Source organism: Acinetobacter sp. Leaf130 (genome assembly GCF_001423205.1).
Classification (GTDB): Bacteria; Pseudomonadota; Gammaproteobacteria; order Pseudomonadales; family Moraxellaceae; genus Acinetobacter; species Acinetobacter calcoaceticus.
Map to the genome: position 1 here is coordinate 879465 of NZ_LMOE01000001.1, position 12642 is coordinate 892106.

The 12642-nt window shown below is 36.1% G+C and carries 12 protein-coding genes; all 12 read right to left on the minus strand.

Annotated features, from left to right (window positions below; translation table 11 throughout):
• Positions 1–6 precede the first annotated feature (6 nt).
• Positions 7–1497 (minus strand): sodium/proline symporter PutP, encoded by a 1491-nt coding sequence (gene putP, locus ASF86_RS03750; protein WP_056479578.1) that lies wholly within the window; start codon positions 1495–1497, stop codon positions 7–9.
• Positions 1498–1897: 400 nt separating this feature from the next.
• Positions 1898–2605 carry an SIR2 family NAD-dependent protein deacylase gene (locus ASF86_RS03755; protein WP_081407542.1) on the minus strand — a complete coding sequence of 236 codons (708 nt, stop codon included), beginning with the start codon at positions 2603–2605 and terminating at the stop codon, positions 1898–1900.
• A 99-nt stretch (positions 2606–2704) separates the two neighbouring features.
• Positions 2705–3079 (minus strand): glycine cleavage system protein GcvH, encoded by a 375-nt coding sequence (gene gcvH, locus ASF86_RS03760; protein ID WP_003651425.1) that lies wholly within the window; start codon positions 3077–3079, stop codon positions 2705–2707.
• Between the two features lie 37 nt (positions 3080–3116).
• Positions 3117–4142 carry an AraC family transcriptional regulator gene (locus ASF86_RS03765; RefSeq protein ID WP_056479584.1) on the minus strand — a complete coding sequence of 342 codons (1026 nt, stop codon included), beginning with the start codon at positions 4140–4142 and terminating at the stop codon, positions 3117–3119.
• A gap of 107 nt (positions 4143–4249) precedes the next feature.
• Positions 4250–4690, minus strand: a complete 441-nt coding sequence (locus ASF86_RS03770) for a MaoC family dehydratase (RefSeq protein ID WP_003651428.1) — start codon at positions 4688–4690, stop codon at positions 4250–4252.
• Positions 4690–6537, minus strand: coding sequence for an ABC transporter ATP-binding protein (locus ASF86_RS03775; protein WP_056479587.1), 1848 nt, complete (start codon positions 6535–6537; stop codon positions 4690–4692). Before ASF86_RS03775 ends, ASF86_RS03770 begins: the two co-directional genes overlap by 1 nt.
• Positions 6538–6904: 367 nt before the next feature.
• On the minus strand, positions 6905–7441 hold the full coding sequence (locus tag ASF86_RS03780) for a DUF2058 domain-containing protein (protein ID WP_056479590.1): 537 nt from the start codon (positions 7439–7441) through the stop codon (positions 6905–6907).
• Positions 7442–7444: 3 nt separating this feature from the next.
• Positions 7445–8125 (minus strand): YoaK family protein, encoded by a 681-nt coding sequence (locus ASF86_RS03785; protein ID WP_005041137.1) that lies wholly within the window; start codon positions 8123–8125, stop codon positions 7445–7447.
• Positions 8126–8130: 5 nt separating this feature from the next.
• A complete protein-coding gene (sstT, locus tag ASF86_RS03790) occupies positions 8131–9333 on the minus strand; it encodes a serine/threonine transporter SstT (protein ID WP_017390551.1) in 1203 nt (400 codons plus the stop codon).
• A 412-nt stretch (positions 9334–9745) separates the two neighbouring features.
• On the minus strand, positions 9746–10057 hold the full coding sequence (locus ASF86_RS03795) for an ArsR/SmtB family transcription factor (protein WP_002121379.1): 312 nt from the start codon (positions 10055–10057) through the stop codon (positions 9746–9748).
• A gap of 466 nt (positions 10058–10523) precedes the next feature.
• Positions 10524–11087, minus strand: a complete 564-nt coding sequence (locus tag ASF86_RS03800; protein ID WP_003651435.1) for a TetR/AcrR family transcriptional regulator — start codon at positions 11085–11087, stop codon at positions 10524–10526.
• 372 nt (positions 11088–11459) lie between these two features.
• Positions 11460–12623, minus strand: a complete 1164-nt coding sequence (locus ASF86_RS03805; protein WP_056479591.1) for a cupin domain-containing protein — start codon at positions 12621–12623, stop codon at positions 11460–11462.
• Positions 12624–12642: the final 19 nt, after the last annotated feature.

Sequence of the window (12642 nt, forward strand, 5' to 3'; positions counted from 1 at the left end):
GATGGATTATATGCTTTCTTTGTAGAGTTTATCTGCTTGTTCAAAGCGTCCAGTTACTGTCGTATTTGGCGCTTTAGTTAAAAGACTCACAACAACGATGCTGATAAATGCAAGGATAAAGCCAGGAATAATTTCGTAAACACCAGTGTCTGCGAAAAGATTTTTCCAGCCAATAACCACAACTGCACCAACGATCATACCTGCTAAAGCACCTTGTAAATTCATACGTTTCCAGAACAATGACAAGATGATAAGCGGACCAAACGCTGCACCGAAGCCAGCCCATGCATAAGCAACAAGACCAAGAACTTTACTATCTGGGTTACCTGCAAGAATAATTGCAAGAACAGCAATGACAAGAACCATTACACGGCCAACCCATACAAGTTCTTTTTGAGATGCATTTTTACGAAGAAAACCTTTGTATAAATCTTCAGTTAAAGCACTTGAACATACCAAAAGTTGACAGCTTAAGGTGCTCATAACAGCAGCTAAAATTGCAGCCAAAATGATACCCACAATCCATGGATTGAATAAAATTTTAGTCAATTCCATAAATACAGTTTCAGGGTTTTTGCTCACAACTGCCGCTAATTCAGGGTGTTGCTCAAAATAAGCAATACCGAAGAAACCAGCACCTACAGCACCCATTAAGCATAAAATCATCCATGTCATACCGATACGGCGTGCAGCAGGAATAGATTTTACTGAATCTGCTGCCATGAAACGTACAAGGATGTGTGGTTGACCAAAGTAACCAAGACCCCATGCCATGGAGGATAAAACTGCTACCACACCAAAATCTGAGATGAGATTAAATGCATGCGGACGTGCAGTTTCAATGAGAGTAACAAAATGAGTTGTGTCCCCGATCGCAAGGTAAGTCACGATTGGCGTTAATATCAGGGCAAAAATCATCAATCCAGCTTGGAATGTATCAGTCCAGCTAATTGCTAAGAATCCACCGATACAAACATAACTGATGGTCGCAATAGCACTAAGCCAAATTGCAGTGTTGTATGACATACCGAATAAATTTTCAAATAAACGGGCGCCCGCCACCATGCCTGAAGCACAGTAAATAGCGAAGAAAACCAAGATGATAACGGCAGAGAAAATACGAAGTACTTTTTTCTGGTCATCAAAACGGCTTGTAAAATAATCTGGCAAAGTTAATGCATTGTTTTGAATTTCAGTATGAACGCGTAATCGACCAGCAACCAGTAGCCAGTTAAGCCAAGCACCGATAATAAGACCAATTGCAATCCAAGCTTCAGATAAACCAGAAAGATAAATTGCTCCTGGTAAGCCCATGAGTAGCCAGCCACTCATGTCTGATGCGCCTGCGGATAACGCAGTAACGAAACTGCCTAAACTACGACCACCAAGAATATAATCTGAGAAGTCGCTTGTAGCACGGTAGGCAAATAAGCCAATAAGTACCATTGCTACGATGTACACCATAAACATGATGAGGGTGGGATCAAAATAACTCATGATGGATGTGTGTCCTTATATCCATAATCCGTGATTGTAACCTAATCCAGGTCGCTGTTTTCTTGTACGGCATTCAAGAGGTTGAGATTCAACCACAAAAGAATTTTTTTGCTCTGTTGTTTTTATATTGTATTTTTTGTAGCTTTGTGTAAATCAATATAATTGAAATTATAACTTGAAAAATATATTATTAATCATGTATTTGTGATTTTTTAATATTTTATTTTTTTGAATTATCTTGAGAAAAATAAGTTTTTTAAAAAAATAACTCTATATTTGGTTACAAAGTGAATGGAGAATAAAATTTTATTGCGCGAAATTAGAACAAAGTTAGAAAATTTTGTCCCAAAAATAATAATTTTTATTCAAATTAAATTTATTTAGTACTTAAAAATAGCAGTCAATTGGTTAAATTCTTAAAAAGTTCATGCATTCCTTGGGTAGCTGACATCTTTAACAATCCGTATTGTTGAGGAACACGGACATGATCTGCTTTGGGATCTATATAGTAAGCTTTACATTGAGCTGCAATTTCATGTACTAAACCGGCAACCGGATATACGCTTAATGTCGACCCAATTACAATAAAAACATCTGCACTTTGCACTAACCTAATTGCTTCTTCATAAGCCGGTACAGCTTCACCAAACCAGACTACATGTGGGCGAAGGGGATATCCCTCTGGGCAAAGGTCGTGTTCTAAGTCTAATTTCCAACCCTTAATCTCATAAAACTGAGTTGTGAATTGTGCCTGTGGCCCCGAGCTTTTTGCTAACCGAATGTTTCCATGCAAATGTAAAACGTTGGAACTTCCGGCGCGTTCATGCAAATCATCAATGTTTTGAGTAATAACTTGTACTTCAAAATAATCTTGTAGTTTGGAAATATATTGATGGGCTGAATTAGGTTGAGATTCTAAAATATTTTTGCGTCTTTCATTATAAAAGCGTTGAACTAAAGCAGGGTTCTTTTGCCATGCTTCAGGTGTGGCAACTTGCTGAATGTCATAATTTTCCCATAGACCATTACTGTCACGAAAAGTGCTAATTCCACTTTCGGCACTCATACCCGCGCCAGAAAATACAACAAGTTTTGTCATATAGGTCACCGAATCAGATAACTGATTTTAAATTAACTGCATAAACAAAGAAAAAAACCAGTCTAAATCTAAACTGGTTTTTATTAAATCTTGAAAACTATACCTATCTTATAGGCCAGCTTCATATTCTGCATTTGTTAAAAGTTTTTCAACATCTGCAATATTGTCTGGTTTGATTTTATAAATCCAGCCTTTGCCGTATGGGTCGTCATTTACAAAATCAGGATCATCTTCAAGGTCAGTATTTACTTCTACTACAGTGCCTGAAACAGGAGCATGGATGTCTGAAGCAGTTTTCACTGACTCAACAACTCCAGCTTGTTCGCCAGCTGTAACTTGACTACCAACTTCAGGAGTTTCGACATACACCAAATCGCCAAGCTCATCTTGTGCGTGGTCAGTAATCCCTGTAATAACAAGATCACCTTCAATTTTTACCCACTCATGTGTACGTGCATACTTCAGTTCCGAAGGGTGATTCATGGTAACTCCTTAAGCTTGTGTCCAATAGTTTTAAACATTATAAGTAGGGGTCTTTACGCCAGTTGCTTGGGCTGCGGCCACTCCAGCGTTTGAAAGCACGGCTAAAATTTGCAACGTCCGAATAGCCAAGTTCATCGGCAATCTGTTCAAGACTATAATCTGTACGCGAAAGCAAAGATGTTGCATGTCGATAGCGTACTTCATCAACTAATGTAGAAAAGGAAGTTCCTTCTGCTGCCAATTGACGTTTAAGTGTGCGGTCCGACATATGTAAGCATTCTGCTACATTTTCTATGCTTAAGTAATGCTGTTCAGAATTACTTAAAATATCACGAACTCGCATTGCTAAACGTCGGCGTTCACCCAAAGCAGAAAGTTCAGCTTCACATTGGTTAATGGCAACTTGACTTGCAATAGGGTCGGCGTTGACTAATTTAAGTCCTAAATATTTTTTATCAAAACTTGAAATTAAATGTGGTTGGTTAAAGCGAATTGTGCTGCTTAGTTTATTTTTATATTTGTCAAAACCTTCTGGCTCTGGAAAATCTAAGTCTACATCTCCAGCTAAATCGTCAATGCCAGTCATAGCTTTCGCCATGCTCATGATACCAATGGTTAAACCTAAAACGATTTCTGTACGTAAAGGCTCAAGTTCAATATCACACTGTAATTGTAAGGTCGCTTTGGGTCCAAAAGTTGAGAAATATAATTGTAAAAAGGGCAAGCGTAGCTGAATAAAACGTGCTGCGAGTGCAATTGCTTCTGTAATATCTTTGGCTGTCATAATTGCATAGCCAATGAAACCATGAATTGAAATACGCATTTGAGTACCAAGATGGTAACCCAAAGTAGTTTCACCAGTTAGTTTAAGAGCGTGTTTAACAAGTTCATTTGCTACTGGTGTAGAAATACGATAGTCAGGGTCAGCCAGTTGCTCGCTTGTAAGATGAAATGGAGCAAATAATGTTTCATCGTTGTATCCCCAACGTGAAACGACATCTAATAGCAATAAGCCATAGACACCCGGAATACCCTGATCTTGACGAGCTGAGGTAATTTTCATATGCGTTCCATTGCTCTCATCAATTTTTCACATGCATTTCTTACACATCTTGTCATGAAATATAATCTGAGTTTATAAAAACTGTTAGACAATCATATCAACCATTTTTAAACATTCTTTTTAAAGACAACAATTTTTGTTGTTGAAATAAGTAAAACATCCCCATGCTGATTTAAGGCTTGTGTAACGTAACTTACAATACCACGATCTAATTTTGTTTTGGATGGGGTGATAGCTGAAATTTCAGTTTCAACATGAATTCTATCACCTGGTCGAGTGGGGCGTGGCCACCGCAAACTAGATTCTGAACCTATCAAACCTCCATGAATAGGCATGCATTCGGTCCATAAACGCATAGTGATGGCAGAAGTGTGCCAACCACTGGCAGCAATCCCTTGAAAAATAGGATCATGCTTAGCTTGCTCTTCATCTATGTGAAATGGTTGAGGGTCATAGGAATTTGCAAATTTTTTGATTTCATCTAAGGTGATTTCATATTCACGACTAATAAAACGATCACCAATTTTCAAATCTTCTAAATAAAGCATTAATCTTGACCCTGTAAAACTTTTTGTTCAATTAGGAAGCCGCCTGTTTGACGTTTCCATAATTGTGCATATATTCCATTTTGCGCAATTAACTCTTCATGTGTTCCTTGCTCAGCAATTTGGCCTTCATCAAGAACAATTAAACGATCCATTTGTGCAATAGTAGATAATCGGTGTGCAATTGCAATAACAGTTTTATCAACCATAAGGTCATTTAAACTTGACTGGATAGCTGCTTCAACTTCTGAATCTAATGCACTAGTGGCTTCATCTAAAATGAGAATAGGAGCGTCCTTTAAAAATACACGTGCAATAGCAATACGTTGTCTTTGACCACCAGAAAGTTTTACACCACGTTCACCTACTTGAGCGTCATATCCATTACGACCCTTTAAATCTACCAATTGAGGTATAAATTCGGCGGCTTTTGCTTTCTTTACAGCATTTTTCATATCGGCATCAGATGCATCTGGACGTCCATACTTAATATTTTCAGCGACTGAGCGATGTAATAAAGACGTATCTTGTGTTACCAAGGCAATATTCGCTCTTAGACTATCTTGAGTCACATCTTCAATATTTTGCCCATCAATTAAAATTGCACCTTGTTTAAGATGATAAAAATGTAAAAGCAACTGAATAAGCGTAGATTTGCCTGCTCCAGAACGTCCAACAATTCCTATCTTTTCACCAGCTTTAATTTTTAAGTTGAAGTGATTAATCACATTTTTATTGTTATAAGCAAAGCTAACATCTTTAAATACAATCTCACCTTGGCTTACTTCAAGTGTTTTTGCATCAGGTTTGTCTTGAATATTAATTTTTTTACCTAATGTTTGCATACCATCTTGAATGGTTCCAACATTTTCAAATAATGCGGACATATGCCACATCATAAACTCAGCCATACTATTAAGTTTTAAAATCATGGCAGTAGTCGCTGCAATTACACCTAATGCTGCTAAACCTTGAGTCCATAGCCAAACTGAGGTGCCAATAACCCCAATAAATAAGACGGCTGATAGCATGTTGATACTTATTTCAAAAAGAGTGCCTAAGCGCATCTGAGCATAGACTGTTGTCATAAACTCTTTCATTGATGCTTTCGCATATTGGCTCTCACGTCCTGCATGTGCAAACAATTTAACAGTTTGAATGTTGGTGTAAGCATCGGTAACGCGACCAGTCATAATTGATCTAGCATCGGCTTGCTGCTGAGATACTTTACTTAAACGTGGAATAAAGAACCAAGCACTTAATAAGAATAAGGTTAACCAAACTAAAAGTGGTATTAGCAAAATTGTTGAAATTGAGCCCAGAACAATACTAACGGTAATAAAGTAAATAGCGACATAAGCCAACATATCGCCCAAAATAATCCAGAATTCACGAATGGCTAGAGCCGTTTGCATAACTTTTGCAGAAAGTCGACCAGCAAAGTCGTTATGGAAAAAATCTAAGCTTTGTTTTAATAAAAGATTATGAAAACGCCAACGCAAACGCATTGGAAAAGTACTATATAAAATCTGATGTTTTACAATAGATTGAATATTTACAAAAAAGATATTGGTAAATAAAACAGCAATTAAAAGTAGTAAATCAGTCGTGTGCTGACTTAAAAAACTTTCAGGGCGACTACTGCTTAACCAATCTACGAGTTGTCCAATCTTTGAAAAAAGTAAGGCTTCAAAGCTTGCCGCACCTGCTGTAAAAAGAATAAGTAAGAATAAGTAAGGGCGTAAGCCTTCCGTTGCTTGCCAGACAAATGGAAAAAAACGAGTTGGTAAAGGTTCATCCAGACCTTTTGTTGGGTAGGGATCTACAAGTTTTTCAAACCACTTCAGCATGAATTACTACCTTTAAGACAAAAGCCACTTAATTAAGTCTTTGCAATTAAATTTACAAAAAAGTCAGTTAGATCAAGATCACTTCAGTTTTCGATCTTTTGAATATGCGCAAATACACATGAACTGATTATGTTGTACGTCATTCATTAGTACATGACGTAAATTTGGATGCCTGAAGAAATCTTCAAGAATGTCGCGAAGACTTAAAAAATTATGATTTATTATATCGGGATTAATAGATAAAGTGGTGAAGGAATTTATTCTTTAAGTATTTTTTCTTACTATTTTGAACATTTGTTAAATTAATACTTTTTAAATCCATTCGAAAAAGGCCTTTATATTTGCATCATAAAGGCCCTTGTATGTGTTACCACATTAAATCATCAGGAATAACATAGGCTGCGTAAGGATCTTCTTCATTTGTGGTTTGTTCATTGGACTCCGCATTGTTCAATAAAATAAACCCTTTCATCTTCTGATCAATTTTTTCAGCTAATGCTTTAGGTAAGTAAGCATATTGATTTTGATCTTTAGCAATGAGCAAACTGCCTGAAACAAGTGCATTATATATTTGCTGAGAAATATATACCTTCTTGATCTTACCCTCATCAATAAATTGATAAACACTATCACCATCAGTATTTGAAATTTTATGATGCTTAATCATTTGAATGATTGATGCTTTGAGGGCTTTTTCCTCAAGTTGTTGTTGTTTTTCTAAGTTTAAAGCCTGGTCTTTAGCTAACTTTTCTTGTTGAGCTTTTTCAATATTCGCTTTGATTTCGGGCTCATTGCTTTGACCGATACGTTGCTCGTGATGAGCTTGTTTTGTTAATTTTTTTGCTTTTTTATTATCCACTAACCCAGCTTTTAGTAGCTGTGCTTGTAAGGCATTTTTAACCATGACTTAATCCTTATGTGAAGTTGAAGGGCTATAAAAGTAAACTACCCAGTAAGAAATACTTAAGACTAAGCTTAAAGTTGCTGGCAATAAAAATGCTTGTAACTTTAAATGCGGATATACCAGCGCGGCAAGAATTCCACCCAGCAGAAAACCCGCAAAAATAAGTAAGTGTAAAACTATACGTCGGTTTTCTACAGGTAAGCCTCTGGCTTTATATCCAAGTGCTAAACCAATATCTGTTAAAACGCCAGATAGATGGGTAGTTCGAATAATGGTTCCTTTATAATGGCTCACCATTGCATTTTGAAGGCCCATTGCTGTACAAGCCCATAATAATCCATAGCGTGGAAAATAAGGAAGTAATAGCCAACAAAGAAAAATGAATAAAGCAACAAGACTCAAGGGTAAGCCATAGCGACGACCTAGTCGAAAATGGCTGCTCCCTAAAATAAAACCACTATAAAATGAACCGCAAACATAACAAATGATCACCAGAAGTAAGAAAATGATATGTTCTGGTTGCCACTCTACCAAACTCATAGCTAGCATACTAACGTTGCCAGTCATATGTGAAATAGATTGATGCAAAAGGGTAATTAGCCCTAATACATTAATCATTCCAGCATTGAATGCCAGTAAAAAGGCCCCAAGTTGGAACCAGTTTGGTAGACGCTGAAATGGCATTTTGTTTAGGAAGTTTGTTTAGAACGAATATCTACAGCTGCGGTAAATAAAACGTCCGTAGAAGAGTTAAGAGCTGTTTCTGTAGAGTCTTGCAATACACTGATAATCATACCAATAGCCACTACTTGCATAGCAATTTCAGTTGAAATGCCAAATAAACTACAAGCTACTGGAATTAGAAGTAAAGAACCACCAGCTACACCAGAAGCACCACATGCTGAAATTGTAGCAACAACTGATAAGATGAGCATTGTTGCAAAATCAACATGAATTCCAAGCGTATGTACAGTTGCTAGTGTGAGTACAGTAATTGTCACTGCTGCACCAGCCATATTTACTGTCGCACCTAATGGAATAGAGACGCTTGCTGTTGATGGATTAACGCCTAAGCGCTCTGCCAGATCTAAGTTAACAGGAATATTGGCTGCTGAGCTTCGTGTAAAGAAAGCAGTAATCCCACTTTCTTTAAGACATTTAAATACGAGAGGGTATGGATTCCCACGTATAGTAAGTGCAACAAGAATTGGATTGATAACTAAAGCAACAAAGAACATCGTACCTAACAGTACTACTAATAATTGCGCATAACTTTCAAGCGTTGCGAGACCAGCATCTGCAAAAGTCACTGCAACCAAACCGAAAATACCGACAGGTGCAAAAGCAATTACTTTATGAATAATAGCACTAACAGCATGTGCAACATCCTGCATGACTTGTTTTGTGGTGTCTGAGCTATGGCGCATCGCTAAACCAAGGCCAATTGCCCACGCTAAAATACCAATAAAGTTTGCTTCACTAATGGCTTGAACAGGGTTGGCAATAAAGCTTAAAAGCAAGTTTTTCAGAATGTCAGCTAAACTTCCTGGTACTTGCAAATCATTGTGCGAAACAGTGTTGAGGAATAAAGTACTAGGAAAAGAAAGACTAACAATCACAGCTGTGAAAGCAGCAAGCAACATACCTACCACATATAAAATCATGATTGGACGTAAATTCGCACTATGACCCACCTGAAAGTTGGCAATAGAAGAAAGTACCAATACAAATACTAAAATAGGGGCAACAGACTTTAATGCTTTAATAAAAAGCTCACCAAATAAACTTAAATATGGCGTGATGTCTGGAAATAGTAATGCAACGCCAATACCTAAAATAATGGCGATAATAATCTTGGCTACCAAGCTTAATCGAGAAAGGAATTCAAGCATATAAAGACCTTATTAACCTATTCATGGCTAAAGGTTGAACAAGCGGAGTATTTTATACTTAAGTTATGGGAATCTTAAGCTTTTTTATGCACACTAGAGGTTTTTATAGTAGATGGTAATATTAAGTCATTGTTTTAGTTTTGGTTAATTTTTAATTTTAACTTTTTTTATTGGAGGCTTTGCTTGTTAATTGTTCATCAAGAAAACGAATTATATCAAAAAGCGGTGAAAGTGCCGAAAGAACTCAAAAAGAAATGAATTGATAACAGAATAAATGGTATCGGTGAGGCTTTGGAAAAGCTACGCGAATTTTCAAAACTTTGTGCTTGGACTAAACTCTAAGCTTTCAAGCTGAAAAATCGCATATTTCAGGAAGTTACTAATATTATTATAAATTTATAATTTAAAGATATTATTTACTTGCACAGTACAGTTGGTGAAGCGTATTTAAAATTGAATGCATATTGTCATCCTTAATAGAATAAAAAATTTGCTTACCATCACGACGAGTTGATACAACATCACTTTTACGTAACATCATAAGTTGTTGTGAAAGAGTGGGCTGTGTAATTTGGGTCTTCTCTTCAATCTGTGAGACATTTAGCTCCTCGTAAGCTAAGTGACATAAAATTAATAAACGATCTGTATTAGCCAAAGATTTTAGAATTCCCACGACTGAATCAGCCGCATTTTTCATTTCTTCAATTTGGAGTCCATCTTTCATACTTTATACCTATATCAATATAGCGGGCATAGTATAGATTGATCTTGCAGAAATGAATGTAGCAAAACTAATCAATCCAATTGTTTTTGTTGAAAAGCAATATAAGGGGAACTGATAAATAAGTAGTATTTTTAATTAAAAACAGTTGTTTGTATTTCTTTTGTGTTTAAAGTGTTGCATTGTGTTATAAGTTTAATTGTTAAGTATAAGTGAATTGAAGCCAGCATCAAATAAGCCTTATTTCATTCCGATAAATAGTTAAATCTAATTTATCTTTGAATGAAACAAAAAAAATGATTGAGTTTTTATTTTTTAAATATATAATCTGTTTTGTACAGACAGGTCTGTATATTTTGGTTTAGTAAGGTCGAAAAAAACGTCTAATTTTGAACCAAAATGACTTTCAGACGCAGCGTGGTAGATAAGAAGAATATTAATATAAGAAGAAGAATGTCACGCTTTATTTTTAAGCAGCTCTTTCAAAGTCGATTAATTTTTCAACTCGATTCCAATAATCATAAATTTTTATTGAGCCATGCTCGACCTGCGCTTGAATGGTCATACCTTCCAATATATTAACGAGTAGTAAAGATAAAGGACCTGGTTCTTTTACATCATATTGGTTAAGAAGGTTTTGCATGAGTTGAGTCAACCAAGCTTTATACAAAGTGGCAGGTTGATGCGTTGACGGATATTGTTTTAAAACCTCTTCCAATGCTTTTTGAAACATACAGCCATTAAAGTCTTCACTATTAAACCAGTCGGAATACCATAAAAATACTGCTTTAATTCTCGCAAGAGGGTCTAACTCATCATGTTTTGATAAGGCCGAGGTAAGAGAGTTCTGTAAAAGCGTGTTTCGTAGAAGTAGACATTCCTCAATTAATTTTTCTTTTGATGGAAAATGCTTGTAGAAAGTCATTTTTGCAACGCCAGATTCATTAATGATGCGATCCACACCTATAGAATTGTAGCTATACGAGTTAAAAAGTCTTAATGCGGTGTTAATAATGTCATCTTTCTTCGACATATTTTTAGCCTCTCACAAATGAATTGCTATTAGCTTGTGAACTGTGATCTGTATTAATGAGAATCTGGATCTTTAATTTTACAAGGTATTGTTTGTTATTGATAGAAAAAAGATATTATTTTTTTAAACTGTAACGTTTAAATTTTAAGGAAAAAGTAAGTGAGAAATATGTCGTTTTTTTAATCATAAAGCTTTTCTATTTTTAATTCTCATTTCAAGATTTCTTTAAAGTTTAATAATTTTAACCACGCACTATTTAAGATTTTTTAGATAGATTTAACGAATAATAATTGAATATATTGTTGAGTTTGCTTGCTAATTTAAAAAGTAGGTTTTTCCCTTTCATGAAAAAACCTACTTTTATTAAAACATTTACTCTGCAGGGGGTAAAAGCATCAGAATAGATTCATTTAATAAGTGAGCAACGTTTTCTAGTGTCTCGTCATCATTAAATTGGCTATCAAATGGCAGACTCTCTCCATTGGCAATCGCTTTTAATTTTTGCTCAAAGGGTTCAGCTATAAATAGAACTTCACCATTTCCCCAAAAGTTTAGGGTTCCGTTTTGTTCTGTATAAAGTAGTCGAGAGGCTGGCTCTAAAAGAACTTCGAATCCTTCGTGTAAAATTTCTTTTAAGTCATCTGCTTCGATTTCATCAGCTTCTGGAATATTATCTGGATATTTAGGTTCACTCATATAAGACATAATAGCGGCATCAAGTGCTGATGAATCTTTTAATTGAGCTAAAACTAAGTCTTTTAAGTGGCTCAGTTCAGTTGCGTTAATTTCACCAATTTGGCTAATCTGTTTGCGTGCAATGTCTACAACAGGATTTTGTAGGAGTGTGTTTGCTGAAAATTGATCACTAATACGTTCCATCATTCCTGCAACGTTTGGCATGCGAAAGCCAAATGAGAAAGTTAAGCAATCATCTTCGGCAACGCCATAATGTGCCATTCCAGGCGGAACGTATAGCAAATCACCTGGTGCTAGAACTTCATCAAACTGCACGTCTATTTCTGGTAAAAGTTTTAATGGTTGATTAGGTACAAATGCAGTATTTACATCGCACATTTGTCCTAATTGCCAACGTCTGTGTCCGTGACCTTGAACTAGAAACACATCATAAAAATCAAAATGTTTTCCAACCGAACTACCTTTAGGTGCATAAGACACCATAATATCGTCACGGCGCCATTGAGGAATAAAAGGAAATTTTTTCCAAAGTTCAGAAAGGTCAAAAGAGTAGTGGTCTACCGCCTGTACTAAAAGCGTCCATAATTTTGGTAGCTTTTGAAAGTCGCCTTTGGTTAGAGGTGAAGACTTGACGTGCCATTCATTTGGATTTCTATCTTTTTGGCGAATGAGTCGGGCACTCGCATGTTCTTCCAAAGCAAGTTCTTGCACATCTTGAGGTTCTAAAAGACCTACAATCTCTGGCAATCCGTTACGTACCAGCAAAGGTTTTTTCTGCCAATATTCTGCTAAAAATTGTTCGGCAGTAATACCGCCTAAAACTGCTAAAGGTTCTGTCATGGAAATAACCTATTTATAA

What these genes read in the sequence shown, in the direction of transcription:
- putP (WP_056479578.1), bottom strand. Translation starts at nt 1,497, where the DNA reads ATGAGTTATTTTGATCCCACCCTCATCATGTTTATGGTGTACATCGTA.
- gcvH (WP_003651425.1), bottom strand. Translation starts at nt 3,079, where the DNA reads ATGAATCACCCTTCGGAACTGAAGTATGCACGTACACATGAGTGGGTA.
- ASF86_RS03765 (WP_056479584.1), bottom strand. Translation starts at nt 4,142, where the DNA reads ATGAAAATTACCTCAGCTCGTCAAGATCAGGGTATTCCGGGTGTCTAT.
- ASF86_RS03770 (WP_003651428.1), bottom strand. Translation starts at nt 4,690, where the DNA reads ATGCTTTATTTAGAAGATTTGAAAATTGGTGATCGTTTTATTAGTCGT.
- ASF86_RS03775 (WP_056479587.1), bottom strand. Translation starts at nt 6,537, where the DNA reads ATGCTGAAGTGGTTTGAAAAACTTGTAGATCCCTACCCAACAAAAGGT.
- ASF86_RS03780 (WP_056479590.1), bottom strand. Translation starts at nt 7,441, where the DNA reads ATGGTTAAAAATGCCTTACAAGCACAGCTACTAAAAGCTGGGTTAGTG.
- ASF86_RS03785 (WP_005041137.1), bottom strand. Translation starts at nt 8,125, where the DNA reads ATGCCATTTCAGCGTCTACCAAACTGGTTCCAACTTGGGGCCTTTTTA.
- sstT (WP_017390551.1), bottom strand. Translation starts at nt 9,333, where the DNA reads ATGCTTGAATTCCTTTCTCGATTAAGCTTGGTAGCCAAGATTATTATC.
- ASF86_RS03795 (WP_002121379.1), bottom strand. Translation starts at nt 10,057, where the DNA reads ATGAAAGATGGACTCCAAATTGAAGAAATGAAAAATGCGGCTGATTCA.
- ASF86_RS03800 (WP_003651435.1), bottom strand. Translation starts at nt 11,087, where the DNA reads ATGTCGAAGAAAGATGACATTATTAACACCGCATTAAGACTTTTTAAC.
- ASF86_RS03805 (WP_056479591.1), bottom strand. Translation starts at nt 12,623, where the DNA reads ATGACAGAACCTTTAGCAGTTTTAGGCGGTATTACTGCCGAACAATTT.